Annotated in this window: 18 protein-coding genes and 2 pseudogenes; 13 read left to right on the forward strand and 7 right to left on the reverse strand. The window is 71.9% G+C overall.

Annotated elements, in window-relative coordinates:
- Nucleotides 1-25: 25 nt before the first annotated feature.
- Nucleotides 26-253, reverse strand: a pseudogene (locus ACIRF8_RS14660) (PT domain-containing protein); the annotation flags it as partial.
- Here ACIRF8_RS14660 and ACIRF8_RS14665 point away from each other — a divergent pair.
- The 5 genes from ACIRF8_RS14665 (at nucleotide 153) to ACIRF8_RS14685 (ending at nucleotide 8,196) form a co-directional block, all read left to right on the forward strand.
- Complete coding sequence (locus tag ACIRF8_RS14665; RefSeq protein ID WP_404214646.1) at nucleotides 153-1,652, forward strand: 3' terminal RNA ribose 2'-O-methyltransferase Hen1; 1,500 nt, start codon at nucleotides 153-155, stop codon at nucleotides 1,650-1,652. The pseudogene ACIRF8_RS14660 and the gene ACIRF8_RS14665 sit on opposite strands and share 101 nt — an antisense overlap.
- Nucleotides 1,649-4,201: a polynucleotide kinase-phosphatase gene (locus tag ACIRF8_RS14670; RefSeq protein ID WP_404214647.1), complete on the forward strand. Its 2,553-nt coding sequence runs from the start codon at nucleotides 1,649-1,651 to the stop codon at nucleotides 4,199-4,201. The genes ACIRF8_RS14665 and ACIRF8_RS14670 overlap by 4 nt, the downstream gene beginning before the upstream one ends.
- Nucleotides 4,202-4,283: 82 nt before the next feature.
- Nucleotides 4,284-5,510: an arginine deiminase gene (locus ACIRF8_RS14675; RefSeq protein WP_404214649.1), complete on the forward strand. Its 1,227-nt coding sequence runs from the start codon at nucleotides 4,284-4,286 to the stop codon at nucleotides 5,508-5,510.
- Between the two features lie 91 nt (nucleotides 5,511-5,601).
- The gene (argF, locus tag ACIRF8_RS14680; protein WP_404214651.1) at nucleotides 5,602-6,618 is read left to right on the forward strand and encodes an ornithine carbamoyltransferase; all 1,017 of its coding nucleotides are present in this window, start codon (nucleotides 5,602-5,604) and stop codon (nucleotides 6,616-6,618) included.
- 120 nt (nucleotides 6,619-6,738) lie between these two features.
- Complete coding sequence (locus tag ACIRF8_RS14685; RefSeq protein ID WP_404214653.1) at nucleotides 6,739-8,196, forward strand: amino acid permease; 1,458 nt, start codon at nucleotides 6,739-6,741, stop codon at nucleotides 8,194-8,196.
- Here the strand turns inward: ACIRF8_RS14685 and ACIRF8_RS14690 are convergent.
- Complete coding sequence (locus tag ACIRF8_RS14690) at nucleotides 8,153-8,605, reverse strand: ATP-binding protein (RefSeq protein ID WP_404214655.1); 453 nt, start codon at nucleotides 8,603-8,605, stop codon at nucleotides 8,153-8,155. The genes ACIRF8_RS14685 and ACIRF8_RS14690 overlap by 44 nt on opposite strands.
- 297 nt (nucleotides 8,606-8,902) lie before the next feature.
- On the opposite strand from ACIRF8_RS14690, the gene ACIRF8_RS14695 reads away from it, so the two are divergent.
- Nucleotides 8,903-9,733 (forward strand): enoyl-CoA hydratase family protein, encoded by an 831-nt coding sequence (locus ACIRF8_RS14695; protein WP_404214657.1) that lies wholly within the window; start codon nucleotides 8,903-8,905, stop codon nucleotides 9,731-9,733.
- A 7-nt stretch (nucleotides 9,734-9,740) separates the two neighbouring features.
- Nucleotides 9,741-12,029: a bifunctional salicylyl-CoA 5-hydroxylase/oxidoreductase gene (locus tag ACIRF8_RS14700; RefSeq protein ID WP_404214659.1), complete on the forward strand. Its 2,289-nt coding sequence runs from the start codon at nucleotides 9,741-9,743 to the stop codon at nucleotides 12,027-12,029.
- Here the strand turns inward: ACIRF8_RS14700 and ACIRF8_RS14705 are convergent.
- Together ACIRF8_RS14705 and ACIRF8_RS14710 are read right to left on the reverse strand one after the other, a co-directional pair.
- Nucleotides 12,013-12,882 carry a PaaX family transcriptional regulator C-terminal domain-containing protein gene (locus tag ACIRF8_RS14705; RefSeq protein WP_404214661.1) on the reverse strand — a complete coding sequence of 290 codons (870 nt, stop codon included), beginning with the start codon at nucleotides 12,880-12,882 and terminating at the stop codon, nucleotides 12,013-12,015. The genes ACIRF8_RS14700 and ACIRF8_RS14705 overlap by 17 nt on opposite strands.
- A gap of 4 nt (nucleotides 12,883-12,886) precedes the next feature.
- Nucleotides 12,887-14,533: an AMP-binding protein gene (locus ACIRF8_RS14710; protein ID WP_404214663.1), complete on the reverse strand. Its 1,647-nt coding sequence runs from the start codon at nucleotides 14,531-14,533 to the stop codon at nucleotides 12,887-12,889.
- 130 nt (nucleotides 14,534-14,663) lie between these two features.
- Between ACIRF8_RS14710 and ACIRF8_RS14715 the strand changes: the two genes are divergently transcribed.
- From ACIRF8_RS14715 to ACIRF8_RS14725, 3 genes are read left to right on the forward strand one after another with little or no spacing between them, the layout of a single operon-like run.
- The gene (locus ACIRF8_RS14715; RefSeq protein ID WP_404214665.1) at nucleotides 14,664-15,830 is read left to right on the forward strand and encodes an acyl-CoA dehydrogenase family protein; all 1,167 of its coding nucleotides are present in this window, start codon (nucleotides 14,664-14,666) and stop codon (nucleotides 15,828-15,830) included.
- On the forward strand, nucleotides 15,827-16,231 hold the full coding sequence (locus ACIRF8_RS14720; protein ID WP_404214667.1) for a RidA family protein: 405 nt from the start codon (nucleotides 15,827-15,829) through the stop codon (nucleotides 16,229-16,231). The genes ACIRF8_RS14715 and ACIRF8_RS14720 overlap by 4 nt, the downstream gene beginning before the upstream one ends.
- 27 nt (nucleotides 16,232-16,258) lie before the next feature.
- Nucleotides 16,259-17,095, forward strand: coding sequence for an alpha/beta fold hydrolase (locus ACIRF8_RS14725; protein WP_404214669.1), 837 nt, complete (start codon nucleotides 16,259-16,261; stop codon nucleotides 17,093-17,095).
- A gap of 26 nt (nucleotides 17,096-17,121) precedes the next feature.
- On the opposite strand, the gene ACIRF8_RS14730 is transcribed toward ACIRF8_RS14725, so the two are convergent.
- On the reverse strand, nucleotides 17,122-18,141 hold the full coding sequence (locus ACIRF8_RS14730) for a GlxA family transcriptional regulator (RefSeq protein WP_404214671.1): 1,020 nt from the start codon (nucleotides 18,139-18,141) through the stop codon (nucleotides 17,122-17,124).
- Between the two features lie 120 nt (nucleotides 18,142-18,261).
- Here ACIRF8_RS14730 and ACIRF8_RS14735 point away from each other — a divergent pair, with 120 nt between their 5' ends.
- The 3 genes from ACIRF8_RS14735 (at nucleotide 18,262) to ACIRF8_RS14745 (ending at nucleotide 20,803) form a co-directional block, all read left to right on the forward strand.
- Complete coding sequence (locus tag ACIRF8_RS14735; RefSeq protein ID WP_404214673.1) at nucleotides 18,262-18,846, forward strand: isochorismatase family protein; 585 nt, start codon at nucleotides 18,262-18,264, stop codon at nucleotides 18,844-18,846.
- Nucleotides 18,846-19,550 carry a cysteine hydrolase family protein gene (locus ACIRF8_RS14740; RefSeq protein ID WP_404214675.1) on the forward strand — a complete coding sequence of 235 codons (705 nt, stop codon included), beginning with the start codon at nucleotides 18,846-18,848 and terminating at the stop codon, nucleotides 19,548-19,550. The genes ACIRF8_RS14735 and ACIRF8_RS14740 overlap by 1 nt, the downstream gene beginning before the upstream one ends.
- 128 nt (nucleotides 19,551-19,678) lie before the next feature.
- On the forward strand, nucleotides 19,679-20,803 hold the full coding sequence (locus ACIRF8_RS14745) for a hypothetical protein (protein WP_404214677.1): 1,125 nt from the start codon (nucleotides 19,679-19,681) through the stop codon (nucleotides 20,801-20,803).
- A 15-nt stretch (nucleotides 20,804-20,818) separates the two neighbouring features.
- On the opposite strand, the gene ACIRF8_RS14750 is transcribed toward ACIRF8_RS14745, so the two are convergent.
- Both ACIRF8_RS14750 and ACIRF8_RS14755 read right to left on the reverse strand, forming a co-directional pair.
- Complete coding sequence (locus ACIRF8_RS14750; protein WP_404214679.1) at nucleotides 20,819-22,348, reverse strand: helix-turn-helix domain-containing protein; 1,530 nt, start codon at nucleotides 22,346-22,348, stop codon at nucleotides 20,819-20,821.
- A 75-nt stretch (nucleotides 22,349-22,423) separates the two neighbouring features.
- Nucleotides 22,424-22,623, reverse strand: a pseudogene (locus ACIRF8_RS14755) (DUF4236 domain-containing protein).
- Between the last annotated feature and the right edge of the window lie 292 nt (nucleotides 22,624-22,915).

A 22,915-nucleotide genomic window follows, 5' to 3' on the forward strand; every position in this document is an offset into this window, starting at 1 on the left:
CACCGCGCTCCCGGTCGGCCGGTCGGTCAGTTGGTCGATTGGTCGGTCGGCCGGTTGGTCGGTCGGCCGGTTGGTCGGTCGGCCGGTTGGTCGGTCGGTCGGCTGAGGAAACTCGCTGGCCGGGGGCCCTGGAGCGCGGGAGACTCGGCCTTGTGTTCCTCACGATCAGCACCTCAGGCACCCCGGAACGCCCCGCGACCGACCTCGGGTTCCTGCTGCACAAGCACCCGCAGAGCGCGCAGGCGTTCACCACGTCCTACGGCACCGCGCACGTCTTCTACCCCGAGGCGAGCGCGGAGCGTTGCACGGCCGCGCTGCTCCTGGAGGTCGATCCGGTGGCGCTGGTCCGGCGCGGCAAGGGCAAGGGCCACGGCGGCGCCCCCGACGCGGCGCTCGCCCAGTATGTGAACGACCGGCCCTACGCCGCGTCGTCGCTGCTCGCGGTCGCCCTGAGCGGCGTGTTCTCCAGCGCGCTGCGCGGGGTCTGCAAGGCACGCCCCGAGCGCGCCGAGGAGGCCCTGCCGCTGCGCGTCGAGATACCCGCGCTGCCCGCGCGGGGCGGGCCCGATCTCGTACGGAAGCTGTTCGAGCCGCTCGGCTGGGCCGTCACGGTCGAGGCCGTGCCGCTGGACGAGGCGTTTCCCCAGTGGGGGGTGTCGCGGTACGTACGGCTCGTGCTGGAGGGCGAGGTGCGGCTGGCGCGGGCGCTGCGCCACCTGTACGTGCTGTTGCCGGTCCTGGACGACGCCAAGCATTACTGGGTGTCGGCCGACGAGGTCGACAAGTTGTTGCGCGCGGGCGAGGGGTGGCTGGCCGAGCACCCCGAGCAGAAGCTGATCACCAGCCGCTATCTCGCGCGGCGCTGGTCGCTGACCCGGCAGGCGACGGAGCGGCTGGAACTGCTGCGGCTGGCGAACGCCGACGACATGGAGGTCGAGACCCTCGACAATGCCGTCGACGCCGTCGATGCCGTGGACGCGGCGGACGAGCCGGGCGCCACGGAGGAGCGGGCCGTGCCGCTGGCCGTGCGGCGACGTGAGGTGATCCTCGCCGAACTGCGCGCGTCCGGCGCGGCACGGGTGCTCGATCTCGGCTGCGGGCAGGGCCAGTTGGTGCAGGAGCTGCTCAAGGACGTGCGGTTCACCGAGATCGTGGGCGTCGACGTGTCCGTGCGGGCCCTCACCGTCGCCGCCAGGCGGCTCGGACTGGACCGCATGGGGGAGCGGCAGGCCGCGCGGGTGCGGCTGGTGCAGGGGTCGCTCGCGTACACCGACAAGCGGCTCAAGGGGTACGACGCGGCGGTGCTGAGCGAGGTCGTCGAACACCTCGATCTGCCGCGCCTGCCCGCCCTCGAATACGCCGTGTTCGGCTCCGCGCGGCCCCGCACCGTCCTCGTGACCACGCCGAACGTCGAGTACAACGTGCGCTGGGAGACGCTGGCCGCCGGGCACGCCCGGCACGGGGACCACCGGTTCGAGTGGACCCGGGCGGAGTTCCGCGACTGGGCGGAGCGCGTCGCCGGGCGCCACGGATACCAGGTGCGGTACGTGCCGGTCGGGCCCGACGACCCCGAGGTCGGGCCGCCGACCCAGATGGCCGTGTTCACCCGGGCCGAGCAGCCGAACGACGAGAAGGAGGAGAAGGCCGCATGAGTACCACGGACAACAACGGCGCGCGGACGCTGGCCGTCACCGACCTCTCCCTCGTCGTGCTGGTCGGCGCGTCCGGCTCGGGCAAGTCGACCTTCGCCCGCAGCCACTTCGCGCCCACCGAGATCCTCTCCAGCGACTTCTGCCGCGGCCTGGTCGCCGACGACGAGAACGACCAGGGCGCCAGCGGTGACGCCTTCGACGTGCTGCACTACATCGCGGGCAAGCGCCTCGCCGCCGGGCGCCTCACCGTCGTCGACGCGACCAACGTCCAGCAGGACGGACGTCGTCAGCTCGTCGAACTGGCCCGCGCCCACGACGTGCTGCCGATCGCCATCGTCCTCGACGTCCCCGAGGACGTGTGCGCCGCGCGCAACGCGGCCCGCACCGACCGCGCCGACATGCCGCGCCGCGTCATCACCCGGCACGCGCGCGAACTGCGCCGCTCGCTGCGGCACCTGGAGAGGGAGGGCTTCCGCAAGGTGCACGTCCTGCGCGGCGTCGCCGAGGTCGAGGGCGCGAGGGTCGTGCGCGAGAAACGGTTCAACGACCTGACGCACCTCACGGGACCGTTCGACATCATCGGTGACATCCACGGCTGCGCCAACGAATTGGAGTCGCTGCTCACCGGGCTGGGTTACGTGGACGGGGTGCACCCCGAGGGGCGTACCGCCGTGTTCGTCGGCGACCTCGTCGACCGCGGGCCCGACACTCCGGGCGTGCTGCGACGCGTCATGGGGATGGTGAAGGGCGGCACCGCGCTGTGCGTGCCCGGCAACCACGAGAACAAGCTGGAGCGCTGGCTCAAGGGACACCAGGTGCGGCCCACGCACGGACTCGCCGAGACCGTCGAGCAGTTGGGGAAGGAGAGCGAGGAGTTCCGCGCCGAGGTGCGCGCGTTCGTCCGCGGCCTCGTCTCCCACTACGTCCTCGATGGCGGCCGGCTCGTCGTGTGCCACGCGGGACTGCCCGAGAAGTACCACGGGCGGACCTCCGGCCGGGTGCGTTCGCACGCGCTGTACGGGGAGACGACGGGGGAGACCGACGCGTTCGGGCTGCCCGTGCGCTACCCGTGGGCCGAGGACTACCGGGGCAGGGCGGCCGTGGTCTACGGCCACACCCCGGTACCCACGGCGACCTGGCTCAACAACACGATCTGCGTCGACACCGGCGCCGTGTTCGGCGGCAAGCTGACCGCGCTGCGCTGGCCGGAGCGCGAACTCGTCGACGTACCGGCCGAGCGGGTCTGGTACGAGCCGGCCAGGCCCCTCGCGTCCGAGGCGCCCGGCGGGCACGAGGGCCGGCCGCTCGACCTGGCCGACGTGCACGGCCGCCGCACCGTGGAGACCCGGCACGCCGGCCGCGTCACCGTGCGCGAGGAGAACGCGGCGGCGGCCCTGGAGGTCATGAGCCGGTTCGCGGTCGACCCGCGCCTGGTGCCGTACCTGCCGCCGACGATGGCGCCGACCGCGACGTCCGAAGTCCCCGGCTACCTGGAACACCCGGCCGAGGCGTTCGCCCAGTACGCCGCCGACGGGGTGCCCCGCGTCGTGTGCGAGGAGAAGCACATGGGGTCCCGGGCCGTGGCGCTCGTCTGCAAGGACGCGGATACCGCCCGGGAGCGCTTCGGCGTGGAGGACGGCACGGTCACCGGGTCGTTGTACACGCGTACCGGGCGCCCGTTCTTCGACAGCCGGGAGACGACCGAGGAGGTGCTCGGCCGGGTCAGGGGCGCCGCGACGGCGGCCGGTCTCTGGGACGAGCTCGACACCGACTGGCTGCTGTTCGACGCCGAGTTGATGCCGTGGTCGCTGAAGGCGTCCGGGCTGCTGCGCTCGCAGTACGCGGCGGTCGGCGCCGCCTCGGGCGCCGTGTTCCCGGGGGTGCTCGGCGCGCTGGAGACGGCGGCGGGGCGCGGGGTCGACGTGGCCGGACTCCTGACGCGCCAGCGCGGCCGGGCCGCGGACGCCGCCGCGTTCACGGACGCGTACCGGCGTTACTGCTGGAGCACGGACGGGCTCGACGGTGTACAGCTCGCGCCGTTCCAGATACTCGCCGCGCGGGGCCGTTCGCTCGCCGGGCTGCCGCACGACGAGCAGCTCGCGCTCGTCGACCGGATGGTCGAGCACGACGGGAGCGGGCTGCTGCGCACCACGCGCAGGCTGTACGTCGACACGGGGGACCCGCGATCGGTGCGCAGCGGCGTCGACTGGTGGCTGGAGATGACCGGACGCGGCGGCGAGGGCATGGTCGTCAAGCCGCTCGGCGCGCTGGTCAGGGACGAGAAGGGGCGGCTCGTGCAGCCCGGCGTCAAGTGCCGGGGGCGGGAGTACCTGCGGATCGTCTACGGCCCCGAGTACACGCGGCCGGAGAACCTGGCGAAGCTGCGCGGGCGGTCCCTCGGGCACAAGCGGTCGCTCGCGATCCGGGAGTACGGGCTGGGTCTCGAGGCCCTGGAGCGGCTCGGTGGCGGGGAGCCGTTGTGGCGGGTGCACGAGGCGGTGTTCGCCGTGCTCGCCCTGGAGTCGGAGCCGGTCGACCCACGGCTCTGAGAGCCTGTCCCCGGGCCCCCGCGCGCCGGTGTCGTGGTCGTTCGCCAGTTCCCCGAGCCTCGGAAGGGGCAAGGATGTCCCTATGTCATTCCATGTCGACTCCGAGGCCGGGCGGCTGCGCCGTGTCATTCTGCACCGGCCCGACCTGGAGCTGAAGCGGCTCACACCCAGCAACAAGGACCAGCTCCTCTTCGACGACGTGCTGTGGGTGCGGCGTGCCCGGCAGGAGCACGACGGGTTCGCCGACGTGCTGCGCGACCGGGGCGTCACCGTGCACCTCTTCGGCGACCTGCTCGCCGAGACGCTCGCATCCGGCGCGGCCCGCGACCTCGTCCTGGACCGGGTCTTCGACGAGAAGGAGTACGGCCCGCTGGCCACCGGAGCGCTGCGGGACGCCTTCGAGACGCTGTCGGCGCGCGAGCTGGCCGAGGCGCTCATCGGGGGCATGACCAAGCGGGAGTTCCTGGAGCGGCACGCCGAGCCGACCTCGGTGCGCTTCCACGTCATGGAGCTGGACGACTTCCTGCTCGGACCGCTGCCCAACCACCTGTTCACGCGCGACACCTCGGCCTGGATCTACGACGGTGTCTCCATCAACGCCATGCGGTGGCCGGCCCGCCAGCGCGAGACCGTCCACTTCGAGGCGATCTACCGGCACCACCCCCTCTTCCGCGAGGAGAACTTCCACGTCTGGTCCGAGGGGCAGGCCGACTTCCCCAGCACGATCGAGGGCGGCGACGTGCTCGTGATCGGACAGGGCGCGGTACTGATCGGGATGAGTGAGCGCACCACGCCCCAGGCCGTGGAGATGCTGGCCCACAAGCTGTTCGCGGCGGGCTCGGCGCGGACCATCGTCGCGCTCGACATGCCGAAGCGGCGGGCCTTCATGCACCTGGACACCGTGATGACGATGGTCGACGGCGCCACGTTCACGCAGTACGCGGGGCTCGGCATGCTGCGCTCCTACACGATCGAACCGGGCGGCAGCGCAAGGGAGTTGAAGGTCACCGATCATCCGCCGGAGCACATGCACCGGGCCATCGCCGCGGCTCTCGGGCTGAGCGGCGTCCGGGTCCTGAGCGCCAGCCAGGACGTGCACGCCGCCGAGCGCGAGCAGTGGGACGACGGCTGCAACGTCCTCGCCGTGGAGCCCGGCGTGGTGGTCGCCTACGAGCGGAACGCGACGACGAACACGTATCTGCGCAAGCAGGGCATCGAGGTGATCGAGATCCCCGGCAGCGAGCTGGGCCGGGGGCGGGGCGGGCCCCGGTGCATGAGCTGCCCGGTCGAACGGGACCCGGTCGCCTGAACCGCCCGGCGCGAACGTATAGAAATGTGGATGGTCGTATAGACTTCCATCGTTCTCTTGTTCTGCCCCGTCGTATCCCAGGAGCGCCCCCATGGCGACTGACCAGCGTCCCGACCTCACCGGCCGCCACTTCCTCAAGGAGGTGGACTTCACCGCCGAGGAGTTCCGCGGCCTGGTCGCGCTCGCCGCGGAGCTGAAGGCCGCCAAGAAGGCGGGCACCGAGACGCAGTACCTGCGGGGGAGGAACATCGCCCTGATCTTCGAGAAGTCCTCCACCCGCACCCGCTGCTCCTTCGAGGTGGCCGCCGCCGACCAGGGCGCCTCCACGACGTACATCGACCCCGCCGGTTCGCACATCGGCAAGAAGGAGTCGAGCAAGGACACCGCTCGGGTGCTCGGTCGGTTGTTCGACGCCATCGAGTTCCGGGGCGACGCGCAGGAGACCGTCGAGACGCTCGCCGCGCACGCGGGCGTCCCCGTCTACAACGGGCTGACCGACGACTGGCACCCCACCCAGATGCTCGCCGACGTGCTGACGATGACCGAGCACAGCGACAAACCGCTGACCGGCATCACCTTCGCGTACCTCGGCGACGCCCGCTTCAACATGGGCAACTCCTACCTCGTCACCGGCGCCCTCCTCGGCATGGACGTCCGGATCGTCGCGCCCCGGGCCTACTGGCCGACGGAGGACGTCGTCGCCACGGCGCGCGAGCTCGCCGCCGGGAGCGGCGCCCGCATCACGCTGACCGAGAGCGTCGAGGAGGGCGTGGCCGGCGCGGACTTCGTCGTCACCGACGTCTGGGTGTCCATGGGCGAGCCGGAAGAGGTGTGGGACGAGCGCATCAAGGCGCTCACCCCGTACGCGGTGACCATGGACGTGCTGCGCGCGACGGGCAACGCGGACGTGAAGTTCCTGCACTGCCTGCCCGCCTTCCACGACCTCGGCACCAAGGTCGGCCGCGAGATCCACGCGAAGTACGGCCTGGACTCCCTGGAGGTCACCGACGAGGTGTTCGAGTCGGCGCACTCCGTCGTCTTCGGCGAGGCCGAGAACCGGATGCACACCATCAAGGCCATCATGGTCGCCACGCTCGGCCAGAAGTAACACACAGCTCCAAAACGTCTCGAATCGTACAAACTGGTGGAGCCGGAACACCTTCTCCGGCGCACCGGCCCGCGGCCCCACCCCCGGCCGCACCGCACCACAGGAAATGAGCGCCACCCCATGTCGCCGTCGCCGACCCCCACCGGCCTGCGCATCAAGTCCCCCGAGTCCCTCCTCGCCGAGTCCGGCACAGATCTGGAGGGGCACGGCCTCAAGCGCACCATGGGCCTCTTCCAGCTCGTGTGCTTCGGGGTCGGCGCGATCGTCGGCACCGGCATCTTCGTCGGCCTGTCCGACACGGTGGCGAAGGCCGGTCCCGCCGTCATCGTGTCGTTCGTGCTCGCCGCGATCACCTGCGTCTTCACCGCGTTCTCCTTCGCCGAGCTGGGCGGCGCGATCCCGGTCTCCGGATCCTCGTACTCCTTCGCCTACGCGAGCCTCGGCGAGCGCGTCGCGTTCCTCGTCGGCTGGTGCCTGCTCCTGGAGTACGGCGTCTCCGTCTCGGCCGTCGCCGTCGGCTGGAGCCAGTACCTGAACGAGCTGCTGGACAGCCTTCTCGGACGGCAACTGCCCGACGCCCTGTCCGCCGGGCCCGGCGACGGCGGTGTCGTCAACCTGCCCGCCGTACTCGTGATCCTGATGGCCGCCACGCTCCTGGTGCGCGGCGTCCGCGAGAGCGCGCGGGCCACCGCCGCCATGGCGATCCTCAAGATCGGCATTCTGATCGCGTTCTGCGCGATCGGCTTCGGCGCCTTCGAGGCAGGCAACCTGACGCCCTTCATGTCGGCCGGTGTCGGCGGCATCACCTCGGGCGCCTCCCTCGCCTTCTTCTCGTACATCGGCTTCGACGCGATCACCACGGCCGGTGAGGAGGTCAAGGACCCACGGCGGAACATCCCGATCGCCATCCTGATCTGCATCGGCCTCGTGACGCTGCTGTACTGCGCGGTCGCCGTCGCGGCCATCGGCGCGCTCGGCGCGGACGCCGTCGGCGACAAGCCCGCCGCGCTCTCCCTCGTCGTCGATCAGGTCACGGACTCCGCCGTCGGCGGCGGCATCATCGCGTTCGGCGCGGTCGTCGCCATCGCCTCCGTCGTGCTCGCGGTGATGTACGGGCAGACACGCATCCTGATGTCGATGTCCCGGGACGGGCTGATCCCGCGCGTCTTCGAGCGGGTCTCCCCGAGGACGTCGACGCCCGTCTCGAACACCTGGATCGTCGCGCTCGTCTTCGCGGTCCCGGCGGCCTTCTCCTCGCTCGACGCCGTGGTCAACCTGACCACCATCGGCACGCTCGCCACCATGGCCGTCGTCAATGTCGCCGTCGTCGCGCTGCGCCGCTCGCACCCCGGTCTCACGCGCTCGTTCCGGGTGCCGCTGTACCCGCTCAGCCCGGTCCTCGGCGTCGCGATGTGCCTCTATCTGATCTGGGGGACGGGCTGGACGACGTGGGTCCAGTTCGTGGTGTTCCTCGCCGTGGGATTCCTGGTCTACGCGCTCTACGGTCGCAGGCACTCGCGGCTCGGCGCGCCCGCTACTCCGACGGCGGACGCTGGCGCGGCACCGCGGGAAGGGTGAACCAGACCGCCTTGCCGGAGGCGGTGGGGCGGTGCCCGCACGACGCGCTGAGCGTGCGGATCAGCAGCAGGCCGCGGCCGTGCTCCTGCCAGGGGTCGGGCATCTCGGCGTCGTCGGGGTTGGTGAGGTCCGCGGGCGGCGACGGGTCCGGGTCGTGCACCTCGACCTGGCAGCCCGTCTCCAGAAGCTCCACGACCAGCTCGATGGGGCTGTCACCCGTCGTGTGCTCCACCGCGTTCGCCACCAGCTCCGCCGTGAGCAGCTCGGCGGTGTACGTGTCGGTCGGCGGGGACTCGATCTCGGCCAGGGCGGAGCGCACCAGCGAGCGCGCGACCGGTACGGCGGCGGCCGTGTGCGGCAGCGCCAGGCGCCATGAGGTGGGCGTGGGAGGACCGGAGGGAGGGGGCAAGGCGAGTCCTGAGTGGGATGGCTCGGGGACGGGCTGGCGGGACGGACCGGGGACTCCGTCGGGCTTTCAACCTTATGAATGGTACGGCGTGCGCCGATAGGGGCTCCCGGAGGTGTTCCTCAGGACATTGGGCCTTATCGGCCGACCCGGTACTTATGCCCGGCCGGTACTTGTGCCCGGTCGGTCGAGCCGGGCATGGGCGAAGTTATAGCGCTTAGCTGACGACAGTCACAAAGCGGTGATAACTTCGGAGGGTAGCCGCCGCGCACGCCCGCCCCCGTAGGAGGCCGCACGCGAATGAGTCCCTTCACCGGCTCCACCCCAGCCACCGAGACCTGGCGCCACCTGGACCACGCCGTGGACGCGCGTGGCGTCGCGACCGTGACGCTCGCCCGGCCCGAGAAGCTCAACGCCCTCACCTTCGGCGCCTACGCCGACCTGCGCGACCTGCTCGCCGAGCTGGCCCGCGAGAAGGCGGTGCGCGCTCTCGTCCTCGCCGGGCGGGGGCGCGGCTTCTGCTCCGGCGGCGACGTCGACGAGATCATCGGGGCCACCCTCTCCATGGACACCGCCCAGCTCCTCGACTTCAACCGGATGACGGGCCAGGTCGTGCGGGCGGTCAGGGAGGCGCCGTTCCCCGTGATCGCGGCCGTGCACGGAGTCGCGGCGGGCGCCGGAGCCGTGCTCGCCCTGGCCGCCGACTTCCGGGTCGCCGACCCGAGCGCCCGCTTCGCGTTCCTGTTCACGAAGGTCGGTCTGTCCGGCGGCGACATGGGCGCGGCCTATCTGCTGCCCCGCGTGGTCGGCCTCGGCCACGCCACCCGGCTGCTGATGCTGGGCGACACCGTTCGCGCCCCCGAGGCCGAACGCATCGGCCTCCTCAGCGAGCTGACCGGCGAGGGCAGGGCCGACGAGGCGGCGCTCGCCCTCGCCGGACGCCTCGCCGAAGGCCCCGCCCTCGCGTACGCGCAGACGAAGGCCCTGCTCACCGCCGAACTCGACATGCCCCTCGCGGCGGCCGTCGAGATGGACGCCGCGACGCAGGCACTGCTCATGAACGGCGAGGACTACGCCGAGTTCCACGCGGCCTTCACCGAGAAGCGCCCGCCCGCGTGGCAGGGGAGGTGAGCCGGGCGTGAGCACCCGCGCGCAGCGCGTCGCCGTCATCGGCGGCGGCCCGGGCGGCCTCTACGCGGCGGCGCTCCTCAAGCGCCTCGCCCCGGACCGCACCGTCACCCTCTGGGAGCGCAACGCACCGCACGACACGTTCGGCTTCGGCGTCGTCCTGTCCGACGAGACCCTGGGCGGCATCGAGCACGCCGACCCGGTCGTGTACGCGGCCCTGAAGGACGAGTTCGTGCGCTGGGACGACATCGACGTGGTGCACCGGGGCGTGCGCCGGACCTCGGGCGGCCACGGGTTCGCCGCGCTCGGCCGGCGCAGGCTCCTGGAGATCCTGCACGAGCGCTGCCGAGCGCTCGGCGTCGACCTGCGCTTCCGTACCGAGGCGCCGCCGGTCGACGTGCTCCGCGCCGGCCACGACCTGGTCATCGCCGCCGACGGGGTGCGCAGCCGGACCCGCGAGACGTACGCCGACGTGTTCCGGCCGCGCGTCGAGGAGCACCGCAACCGGTACATCTGGCTCGCCGCCGACATGGCCTTCGACGCGTTCCGCTTCGAGATCGCGGAGACCGGGCACGGCGTGATGCAGCTCCACGGCTATCCGTACAGCGACCACGCGTCCACGGTCATCGTCGAGATGCGGGAGGAGGTGTGGCGGGCCGCGGGCCTCGCCGACCTGGACGTGCGCGAGAGTGTCGGGCGCGTCGCCGAGGTCTTCACCGACGCGCTCGGCGGGCGCGCCCTGAGGTCGAACCACTCGTCCTGGCTGACGTTCCGCACCGTCGTCAACGACCGCTGGTCGCACGGCAATTGCGTACTGATCGGGGACGCGGCGCACACGGCGCACTTCTCCATCGGGTCCGGCACCAAGCTCGCCGTCGAGGACGCCCTCGCGCTCGCCGCGTGCCTGCACGAACACCCCACGACCGAGGTGGCGTTGAAGGCGTACGAGGCGGAGCGGCGGCCCGTCGTCGCCTCCACGCAGCGCGCCGCGCGGGCCAGCCTGGAGTGGTTCGAGGATCTGGCGCGCCATCTGGACCAGCCGCCGCGGCAGTTCGCGTTCAACCTCCTCACCCGCAGCCGCCGGGTCACCCACGACAACCTGCGGCTGCGGGACGCCCGCTTCACGGCGGCGGTCGAGGAGGAGTTCGGCTGCCCGGCGGGCACCCCCCCGATGTTCACGCCGTTCGCCCTGCGGGGGCTGCGGCTGCGGAACCGGGTCGTCGTCTCCCCGATGGACATGTACTCGGCGACGGACGGTGTCCCCGGCGACTTCCACCTCGTCCACCTCGGGGCGCGGGCGCTCGGCGGGGCCGGACTGGTCATGACGGAGATGGTCTGCGTCAGCCCGGAGGGCCGCATCACCCCGGGCTGCGCCGGGCTCTACAGCCCCGAGCAGGGCGCGGCCTGGCGGCGGATCACCGAGTTCGTGCACACGCGGGCACCCGGCACGGCGATCGGCGTGCAGCTCGGGCACGCGGGCCGCAAGGGCTCCACCCGGCTCATGTGGGAGGGCATCGACGAACCCCTGCCCGCGTCCGAGGACAACTGGCCCCTGGTGGCCGCCTCCCCCCTGCCGTACAAGCCCGGCAGCCAGACGCCCCGTGAACTGACGCACCGTGAACTCGTATGCATCCGCGCCGAGTTCGTGTCGGCGGCGCGCCGGGCGGTGAGCGCGGGCTTCGACCTGTTGGAGCTGCACTGTGCGCACGGCTACCTGCTGTCCGGCTTCCTGTCACCGCTGACGAACCGGCGTAGGGACGCGTACGGGGGCCCGCTGGAGGGACGGCTGCGGTTCCCCCTGGAAGTGTTCGACGCGGTGCGCGAGGTGTGGCCCGACGACCGCCCCATGACCGTGCGCATCTCGGCGACGGACTGGGCGGAGGGCGGGACGAGCGCCGAGGACGCGGTGGCGACGGCCCGCGCGTTCGCCGCACACGGGGCCGACGCGATCGATGTGTCCACGGGCCAGGTCGTGGCCGGGGAACAACCGGCGTACGGCCGCTCCTACCAGGTGCCCTACGCCGACCGGATCCGCGGCGAGACCGGCGTCCCGGTGATCGCGGTCGGCGCGATCTCCTCCTGGGACGACGTCAACTCCCTGATCCTCGCGGGCCGTACCGACCTGTGCGCCCTGGCCCGCCCTCACCTGTACGACCCGAACTGGACCCTGCACGCCGCCGCCGAGCAGGGCTACACGGGGCCTGGGGCGCCGTGGCCGCGGCAGTACCGCGCGGGAAGCCGCCCCCCGAGGACCGGACGCTCCGACGCCCCCAAGCCGCGCCTCACCCTGCCGGGCTGACCGCACGGGGACCGCCGCCGTGGACGAACCGGCCACCGGCCTCGTGCAACCGCTCGTGCAGCGCCCGGAAGACCCGCGCCGACCGCAGCCCCGGCCACCCCTCCGGCAGCAACCGGGCGGGCAGACCGGGGTCCGCGTAGGGCAGGTGCCGCCAGGAGTCCAGGGCCAGCAGATGATCGCGGTACGCCTCCTGCGGCGGGGTGTCGGTCCGCGCCTGCCAGGCCCGCAGCACCGGCGCGTGCTCGTCCAGGAACGCCTCGTGCAGCCCGGCCAGGGTGTCCAGGTCCCACCAGCGGGCCACCGCGTCGGCCGTCGCCGCGAACCCCAGATGCTCGCCCCGGAACAGCTCGACGTAACCGGCGCAGCCGATCCGCTCCAGCGTGTGCCGCGCCTCCTCGTACAGCTTCGCGGGGGCGAGCCACACGCCGGGCGCGGCGGTGCCGAAGCCGAGACCGGCGAGGGTGGAGCGGAGCACATGCCGCTTGGCGCGCTGCGACTCCGGCACGGAGAACACGGCGAGGACCCAGCCGCCGCCCTCTGCCGAGGATTCCGCCGCGTCCGTGGTCCCGTACACCCGCCGGTCGCCGTCGGCGAGGAGCTGGCGGGCGTCGTCGGACAGCGCGTACCCGGCGGCCCCCGACGCGGTGCGCGCGGGCACGAGCAGCCCGCGCCGCTTCAGGCGCGACACGGCCGACCGGACCGAGGGCGCGTCGACCCCGGCCGCGCCGAGCAGCCGGATCAGCTCGGCGACCGGGACGGGGCCGGGGAAGCCGCGCCCGTAGGCGCCGTACAGCGTGACGATGAGGGAGCGCGGGGTGTGGGCCTGGCCGGTGGGCGGGGTCTGCTCGGACACCTGATCACTGTACGGTTCCGGGTCCGCGCAGCCGGAACCGCTGGAGCTTGCCGGTGGCGGTGCGCGGCAGCGCGTCCAGGAACACGATCTCGCGCGGGCACTTGTACGGCACCAGCTCCGCCCGCACGAACTCCCGCAGGCCGTCCGGCGCCCGCCGCGCCCCGGGCCGCAGCACCACGTACGCGACGGCGATCTGACCGCGCGCCTCGTCGGCCCGGCCGACGACCGCCGCCTCCGTCACGTCCGGGTGCCGCAGCAGCGCCTCCTCCACCTCCGGGCCCGCGATGTTGTACCCAGCGGAAATGATCATGTCGTCGGCGCGGGCGACGTACCGGAAGTAGCCGTCGCCGTCGCGGACGTAGGTGTCCCCGGTGATGTTCCAGCCGCCGCGCACGTACGTGGTCTGCCGTGCGTCGGCGAGGTAACGGCAGCCGACGGGGCCCCGGACGGCGAGCAACCCCGGTTCGCCGTCCGGGAGTTCGGTGCCGTCCTCGCCGATGACGCGCGCCTGCCAGCCGGGGACCGGAAGCCCGGTGGTACCCGGCCGGGCGGCGTCGTCGGCGGCGGAGACGAAGATGTGCAGCAGCTCGGTCGCCCCGATGCCGTTGACGAGGCGCAGCCCGGTCGCCTCCCGCCAGGCGTGCCAGGTGGCGGCGGGCAGGTTCTCCCCGGCGGAGACACAGCGCCGCAGACTTCTCACGTCGTACGTGGGCCAGGACGGGTCCGCGAGCATCGCCCGGTACGCCGTCGGCGCCGTGAACAGGACCGACACCCGGTGCGCGGCGACGGCGGGCAGCAACTGCCGCGGGCCCGCCTGTTCCAGCAGCAGCGCCGAGGCCCCGGCCCGCAGCGGGAAGACGACGAGCCCGCCGAGTCCGAAGGTGAAGCCGAGCGGCGGACTGCCCGCGAACACGTCGTCCGGCGTCGCCTTGAGGACGTGCCGCCCGAACGTGTCGGCGACGGCGAGCACGTCCCGGTGGAAGTGCATGCACCCCTTGGGCCGCCCGGTCGTTCCCGAGGTGAAGGCGATCAGGGCGACATCGTCGTCGGCGGTCGGCACGGCCGCGTAGGACGCCGGTTTGGAGGCGGCGAGATGCCGCAGGTCATCGACCCCCTCACCACCGAACGTGGTGATCCGCAGCCCCGGCACGTCCGCCTTCACCAGATCGTCGACCGACCGTACGTCGCAGAGCGCGTGCCGGACCCGGGCGATCTCGCACATCGTGGCCAGCTCGGCCGCGCGCGCCTGCGCGAGCACGGTCACGGCGACACCGCCCGCCTTCATCACGGCGAGCCAGCAGGCCGCCAGCTCGGGCGTGGTGGGGCCGCGCAGCAGCACCCGGTTGCCGGGCACGATCCCGAGGTCCTCGGTGAGCACGTGCGCCGTCCGGTCGACGCGCGCCAGCAATTCGCCGTACGTCAGCGGCGGTCGGCCGGGGGAGTGGAACGCGGGCCGGTCCGCGCCGAACCGCCGCACGGTCGCGTCCAGCAGTTCGGCGCCGCAGTTCAGCCGCCGCGGATAGCGCAGCTCCGGCAGGTCGAAGGTGAGGCGGGGCCACAGCGACGCGGGCGGCAGATGGTCGCGCGCGAAGGTGTCGCTGTGGGCGGACGGGTGCAGGGACTTCGGTGACTCCAGGGACTGCGGGCTCATGCGGGGCGCCCCCTTGCCGTGGCGTGGTCGCGCTTCGAGCGTATCGTGATGGTGACGACAGTCAACGGCGCGCGATACGGTGCGGGATCGAGGGGCCGGCCGGCCGCCGTCGTGAGAGGAGCACCGGCGTATGGGCACGTTCTCGCTCGCACCCGACCAACTCGCCTGGTGCGCGGAGCTGCGCGACCTCGCGGAGCGGCGACTCGCCCCGCTCGCCGAGGCCGCCGAACCGGGCCGCGTCGACCGCCCTCTCATCGCCGAACTCGGCCGACTCGGGCTCCTGGAGCGCCTGTTCACCTCCGGGGCACTCGATCTGTGCCTCATGCGCGAATCGCTCGCCCAGGTCTGCTCCGAGGCCGAGACGGCCCTCGCCCTCCAGGGGCTCGGGGCGCACCCCGTGCACGCGTACGGCACGAAGGAGCAGCGCGGGCGCTGGCTGCCCGAGGCGGGCGCGGGGCGCGCGGTCGCCGCGTTCGCGCTGAGCGAGCCGGGCGCGGGCTCCGACGCCGCCGCGCTCGCCCTGCGCGCCGAGAAGACCGACACCGGGGACGGCGCGGGCTGGCGGCTGACCGGCGAGAAGTACTGGATCTCCAACGCCCCCGAGGCCGACTTCTACACCGTCTTCGCCCGGACGGGCCCGGACGCGGGCGCCCGTGGCGTCACCGCGTTCCTGCTCCCCGCCGACCGCCCCGGACTGACCGGCGACCACCTCGACATGCTCTGCCCGCACCCCATCGGCTCGCTCACCTTCGACGGCGTACCGGTGGGGGAGGGGGACGTGCTCGGCGAGGTGGGCGGCGGGTTCGAGGTGGCGATGCGGACCCTGAACCTGTTCCGGCCCAGCGTGGGCGCGTTCGCCGTCGGCATGGCTCAGGCCGCCCTCGACGCGACGCTCGGGCACACGGCCCAACGCCAGGCGTTCGGCGGCCCGTTGAAGGACCTGCAAGCCGTCGCCCACCAGGTCGCCGACATGGCGGTACGCGTCGAGTCGGCCCGCCTCATGGTCTACGCGGCAGCGGCGGCGTACGACGCGGGCGCCGAGGACGTGCCGCGCCGGGCGGCGATGGCCAAACTCCTCGCCACGGAGACGGCGCAACACGTCGTCGATGCGGCGGTGCAGTTGCACGGCGCGCGGGCCCTGCTCCGCGGCCACCTCCTGGAACACCTGTACCGCGAGGTGCGCGCGCCGCGCATCTACGAAGGCGCGACGGAGGTCCAACGCGCGATCATCGCCAAGGAGTTGTACAAACAGCATGCACGCACGCCGGAGGCTCACCGGCAGGAGGCCGCTCGATGAGCCAGGGCCCCGAGCGGCTGAACCCGCCCGAACTCTCCCCGCCCACCGGCTTCTCGCACGCCGTCGTCGCCACCGGCACCCGCCTCGTCCTGCTGGCCGGCCAGACCGCCCTGGACGCCGACGGCAAGATCACAGGCGCGACGCTGCCCGAGCAGTTCGAGCGGGCCCTGACCAACCTCCTCACGGCCCTGCGGCACGCGGGCGGCACCCCGGCCGACCTCGCGCGCGTCACGGTCTACACGACAAACGTGCCGGACTACCGCGCCCACGCCCGTGAACTCGGCCGCCTATGGCGGCAGTTGGCGGGCCGGGACTACCCGGCGATGGCGGTGATCGGCGTGGTCCGCCTCTGGGACGAACAGGCCCTGGTCGAACTCGACGGCACAGCGGTCCTGCCCTGAGAAGGCCGGCGGCATAGGGTCGCTGCCATGACGCATCAGGCGGAACTCTCCGTAGGTCCGATCGCGTACGACGACACGGGCGGCGACGGCACGCCCGTGGTCCTGCTGCACGGGCTCGTCCAGGACGGGACGGTGTGGCGGCACGTCGTGGACGAACTGGGCGCGTCCGTACGCTGCATCGTGCCGACCCTCCCGTACGGCAGCCACCGCACACCGCTGCGGCCCGGCGCCGAACTCTCGCCCCGCACCATGGCCTCGCTCATCGGCGAGTTCGCCGACACGCTGAAGCTGGGCGACGACACCGTGTTCGTGGAGAACGACGCGGGCCGCCTCCAGCAGCTCGTCGCGGAGCGGCCCGAGCGGGTGGGCCGCCTGGTCATCGCGGGCTGCGAGGCGTTCGACAACTACCCGCCGGGCCCGAGCGGCAAGCTCCTCGACATGGCGTCCCGGGTCCCGGGCGGCCTGGCGGCCCTGGCACGGGTCCTCTCCGTGCGCGCCCTGCGCCGGGTGCCCGGCACCGGATTCGCGGTGATGGCCCACCGGCCCGTCCCGCACGACCTGATCGACCGCTGGGTCGAACCCCTGCGCACGGACCCGGTGGCCCGCGCCGTCCTCCTGCACTACCTCCGGGCGACGGTCAGGTCGGAGATGATGGAGGCGGCCGACGCCCTGCGCCGGTACGACCGTCCGGCCCTCGTCGTCTGGGGGCGGCAGGACAAGATGATGCCGCCCGCCCACGGACGCCGCCTGGCCGAACTCCTGCCCCAGGGACGCCTGGTGGAGCTGGACGCGTGCGGCACCCTCATCCCGCTGGACCGCCCCCGCGCCCTGGCGGCGGCGATCCGGGAGTTCGCGACGGCCTGAGAGCTTTTCTCCGAACCCCCTGCCCCTCAGAGCGCTTGGGGCACGCGGAACCGGCGCCGGTACTCCGTCGGCGTCGTGTTCAGGCGTCGGCGGAAGGCCCGTACCAGCGTGTCCGTCGTGCCGAACCCGCACAGCGTCGCCACGCGCTCCAGGGTGGCGTCGGAGGACTCCAGCTCATGGCGTGCCTTCTCGACGCGGACCGACTCGATGTACGCGTGCGGGGTCGTCCCCAGCTCCGTCTTGAACAGCCGGGTCAGGTGCCGGTCGCTGACATGCGCGTACGCGGCGAGGTCCATGACGGTGAGCGGTTCGCCGATGTGCCGCAGGATGTGGTGGCGCAGGTCCTCGATGCGCCGCGTCGTGGACACCTGCTCCAGCGGGACGCTGAACTGGCTCTGCCCGCTGGGCCGCTTCAGATACATCACGAGCTGCCGCGCGACCCGCAGGGCGACCGCCTCGCCCAGGTCGTCGGCGATGAGCGCGAGCGAGAGGTCGAGACAGGCGCTGATCCCGGCCCCCGTCCACACGTTGCCCTCGCGGATGAAGATGGGGTCGGCGTCGACCTCGACGGCCGGGTGGTCGGCGGCCAGTTGCTGCGCGGTGGACCAGTGCGTCGTGGCCCGCTTGCCGTCGAGCAGCCCGGCGGCGGCGAGCAGATGCGCCCCGACGCACACCGAGGTGATCCGGTGCGCCCGCCCGGCGAGCACCCCCACCCACTCGACCAGGTGCGGGTCGACGAGCGGGTGGACGCGGCGCTCCTCGTCGAACTCGACCGCCCCCGGCACGATGAGCGTGTCGATGGTGCCCTCGGCGGCCCGCGCGAACGTGATGTCCGGCAGGATGCGCACCCCCGCACCGGTGGTGACCGGCTCCATGGTCTCGGCGGCGAGCAGCACCTGATAGCCGAGCGCCTCCTCGCTCTCGCGCCGGGCCAGCGAGAAGACCTCGGGCGGCCCGGTGACGTCGAGCAGGTCGACGCCCTCGAAGACCACGATGACGATGGCGCGTTCCACGGTGTCCGGCACGGAGACCCCCCTGTTCGGCATGTCGGTATCTGCATGTTAGACGTCATTGCCGACGTCGCAGCCGGGTCATAGCGTGAGGGACGTAGCCCGGCGGACACCGCGGGCCGCGCCTCCCACCCGAATTCCGAAGGCGGTACACCCATGTCCCGAACCACCCTGCGCGAGCTCAACGGCTTCGACGAGACGCCCGCGACGCTGGCCGGTTCGACGCTCATCCTCATCGACCTCCAGAACACCTACACGCGGGGCGTCATGGAGCTCGACGGCTGGGAGGCGTCCCTCGACGCCGCCGCTCACCTCCTGGCACGGGCACGAGAGGCGGGCACCAAGGTCGTCCACGTCATCAACGACGGCGGCGAGGGCACCCCGTACGACATCCGCGCGGAGATCGGCGCGATCCACCCGAAGGTCGCGCCCGTCGACGGCGAGCCGGTCGTCGTCAAGCAGGTCCCGAACGCCTTCGTCGGCACGGACCTCGCCACCCACCTCACCGAGGGCCAGGACGTGATCATCGCGGGCTGGATGACGCACATGTGCGTCGCGTTCACGGCGCAGGGCGCGTTCCTCGCCGGTCACCGGCCCACCGTCGTCGCCGAGGCCGCCGCCACCCGCTCGCTCCCGGTCGCGGGCGCCGACGTACCCGCCGAGCAGGTGCACCGGTCCGCCCTCGCCACCATCGCCGACCTGTACGGCGTCGTCGTCCAGTCCCAGAAGGAGATCGTCTGATGAAGCTGCTCCGTACCGCGGCCGCCCTGGGCGCCGCCGCCGTCCTCGCCGCCACCATGACCGCGTGCGGGGGCGACTCGCAGGCGGCGACCCGCACGGACAAGCAGGACCGCGACCATGCGAAGAACACGACGACGCTGCGCCAGTTGATGAAGCTGGACGAGACCCCCGCGAAGCTGTCGAACGCCACACTGGTCCTGGTCGACTACCAGAACGTCTACACCGGTGGCGCGATGGAGCTGACCGGCTGGCGCCAGGCCGTCGACAACACCAAGGCGCTCCTCGACCGGGCCCGCGAGGCCCACACACCGGTCGTGCACATCGTCGAGAAGGGCTACGACCTCACGTCGAAGGCCGGCCAGATCATCCCGGCGCTCAAGCCGGCCAAGGGCGAGACCGTCGTGGAGAAGGCCGTCCCCAACGGCTTCCACGACACGAACCTCGACGCCGTGCTCAAGAAGACCGGCCGCAAGAACGTCATCATCTCCGGCTTCATGACGCACATGTGCACCCTGTTCACCACCGAGGGCGCCGTCTACAAGGGCTACGCCCCCACCGTCGTCGGTGACGCGTCCGCCACCCGCCCGCTGCCGGTGAACGGCAACCCCCGCGGCATCCCGGCGAAGCAGGTGCACGAGTCGGCGCTCGCCACGATCCAGGACCGCTTCGGCGTCGTCGTCCCGAAGCAGCGCGACATCAAGTGACGTAATCCTCCCCCCAGTTGCCCCCCAGCTTCCCCCCCAGCTACTTCCCCCCATCCCCCCAACCAGAGGTTTCCCCCCATGTCCAAGCACCAGAAGCTGAACCCCACATCATCAAGGAGAAAACGAAGATGGCTACGCGCAGAGGCTTCATAGGCGGCGCCACCGGCATCAGCACCGCCGCCCTCATCGGCTACGCGGCGACCCCGAGCGCCGCGGACGCCGGTGACGGCGCGGCGGCCGCGGTCACCCAGACCCAGGCGCGCGAGTCACTGTTCGCGGTCAACGCGGGCATGCGGGCCAACTACGCCACGCTGAAAGCCGAGTTGATCAAGCACCTCGCACCGGTCGTCGTGGTCCAGAACGACGCCAAGGGCGGCCGGTTCACCCTCGTCACCAAGGACGGCCAGGAGTCCGCCAACCCCGTCTCGCAGACGTTCGAGCTGGCGAAGTCCATCGCCCACGTCCCGCTCGGCATCTTCTCGGTGATCGCCTCCTACCTCGCGGACAAGATCCCGAACCTGCCCAACGCGAACCGCATCGACCCGCACGACCTGGTCATGGTCGCCTTCAACGACGAGGCGTCCACCGCCTGGATCGAGCCGCTCAAGGCGTACGCCGCCAAGCTCACCACCGCGCGCGCCAATCTGCCCGCGGCGGCCCTGCCCGCCACGCTGGCCACGTCCTGCGCGACCATCCTGGACGGCGGCCTGAAGTTCATCAACGCGTCGATCGCCGCGAAGCGCTTCGACATGAAGTCCTTCGAGGACTTCTCCGGCAGCGTCTACCCCGCCATCCGCACCAACATGGAGCACGCCTCGAAAGCCCAGATCGCGGGCGTCCAGGACATCATGAAGACCTGGCGCGCCAAGGTCGGCGAGGCGGCGTGGGCCGACCTCTACTGCGTGGTGCTCTCCCAGTGGACGACCAGCGTCCTCAACCAGAACACCATCATCCTCAAGGACTGCATGAACGCGGCGAAGGTGTCCACGCACCTCATCGACCTGCCCGGCCTGGAGCCGCCGGCGGACCCGGTCTTCACCGCGCTGGACAACCTGGCCCGCATCGTGCAGGACAACATCGCCGCCGAGCTGGTGTTCCCCAAGGACACGAAGGTCGCCGACGCCCTCAAGGGCCAGCAGGACCTGCTCTCCGACGAGATCCTCAACCAGCTCGGCAGCACCACGGTGACGACCCTGTCCGCCCCGTCCTACAACACGGTCGCCGCCGCGGGGGTGTGCCCGGTCCCGCACTAGGTCTGAGCGCGGGGCTCAGATGTCCCGGAACGTCTCGATCTGCGCGCCCACCGAGTTGAGCCGCTCGGCCAGGTCCTCGTAACCGCGGTTGATGACGTACACGTTGCGCAGGACCGAGGTGCCCTCGGCCGCCATCATCGCGAGGAGCACGACCACGGCCGGGCGCAGCGCGGGCGGGCACATCATCTCGGCGGCCCGCCAGCGCGTCGGGCCCTCGACCAGCACGCGGTGCGGGTCCAGGAGCTGGAGACGGCCGCCGAGCCGGTTGAGGTCGGTGAGGTAGATGGCGCGGTTGTCGTAGACCCAGTCGTGGATGAGGGTCTTGCCCTGGGCCGCGGCGGCGATGGCCGCGAAGAACGGCACGTTGTCGATGTTCAGACCGGGGAACGGCATCGGGTGGATCTTGTCGATCGGCGCCTCCAGCTTGGAGGGCCGGACGGTGAGGTCCACCAGGCGCGTGCGCCCGTTGTCGGCGGTGTACTCGGCCGTGCGGTCGTGGTCGAGCCCCATCTCCTCCAGGACGGCCAGCTCGATCTCCAGGAACTCGATCGGCACGCGGCGCACGGTCAGCTCGGACTCGGTGACGACCGCGGCGGCGAGCAGGCTCATCGCCTCGACCGGGTCCTCGGACGGCGAGTAGTCCACGTCCACGTCGATGTGCGGCACCCCGTGGACGGTCAGGGTCGTCGTGCCGACACCGTCGACCCGCACGCCCAGAGCCTCCAGGAAGAAGCACAGGTCCTGGACCATGTAGTTGGACGAGGCGTTGCGGATCACCGTGGTGCCGTCGTGCCTGGCCGCGGCGAGCAGCGCGTTCTCCGTCACGGTGTCGCCGCGCTCCGTCAGCACGATGGGGCGGTCGGGCACGACGTCGCCGCGCACCTCCGCGTGGTAGAGCCCCTCGGTGGCCGTGATGTCCAGGCCGAAGCGGCGCAGCGCGATCATGTGCGGCTCGATCGTGCGGGTGCCGAGGTCGCAGCCGCCCGCGTAGGGCAGCTTGAAGCGGTCCATGCGGTGCAGCAGCGGGCCGAGGAACATGATGATGGAGCGGGTGCGGCGGGCCGCCTGCGCGTCGATGGCGTCCATGTCGAGCCGGGCGGGCGGGACCACCTCCAGGTCGACCCCGTCGTTGATCCAGCGCGTGCGGACGCCGATCGAGTTCAGCACCTCGAGGAGCCGGTACACCTCCTCGATCCGGGCGACGCGCCGCAGCACCGTGCGCCCCCGGTTGAGGAGGGACGCGCACAGCAGCGCCACGCACGCGTTCTTGCTCGTCTTCACGTCGATCGAGCCCGAGAGGCGGCGACCGCCGACCACCCGCAGGTGCATCGGTCCCGCGTAGCCCAGGGAGACGATCTCGCTGTCGAGCGCTTCGCCAATTCGAGCGATCATCTCAAGGCTGATGTTTTGATTGCCGCGCTCGATGCGGTTGACGGCGCTCTGGCTGGTGCCGAGCGCCTCGGCAAGCTGACTCTGTGTCCAGCCCCGGTGCTGGCGGGCGTCACGGATGAGCTTGCCGATACGTACGAGGTAGTCGTCTGCCATGGCGGCAGGCTATCTCACATATGAGATGACGCATCCCGGCGGGTCCGACGGAGGGAGCGTCCTTCTGGTGGGGTGTCAGTGACGCTTGGCTGTACGGGTCCTGCGCCAGCCGAAGGGGCCGGCAGGTCCATCGACGTGGTGCGGCGGCCGGTGCTGCTGTGCGTGTGCCGCGGCCCGTGCGAGCCGCCGCCCGTCGTGAGCGACCAGGACTTGCGGTTGATGTTGAGGCGCACTCCCGGCAGGATCCGGAAGCTCTTGCGGAACGTGAGCGGCATGACGGAGGGCTCCTTCCGTGCGGAGGCTTCCGCGTACCCCGGCGCGCCGCGATCAGTCGGCCCCCGGGCAGCGCTGGTGCTTCCCCTCGGCGCGTACGACGATGAGGGACATCGACGGCACCGCTTGATGGCACCGCCGGGTGATGTATTAGAGTTATCTCGACATCGAGATATCTGCCGAGGCGCACCGCGGCCGCACGGCACCGCCGAGTCTGACGGTCCCAGCGGGTAAGGCTTACCTAACTTAGCCTTACCTCACCGGATAGGCAACGTGGCGTGGCGGCAGGATTGC

Source organism: Streptomyces sp. NPDC102406, assembly GCF_044765725.1.
In the GTDB taxonomy this organism is placed as follows: domain Bacteria; phylum Actinomycetota; class Actinomycetes; order Streptomycetales; family Streptomycetaceae; genus Streptomyces.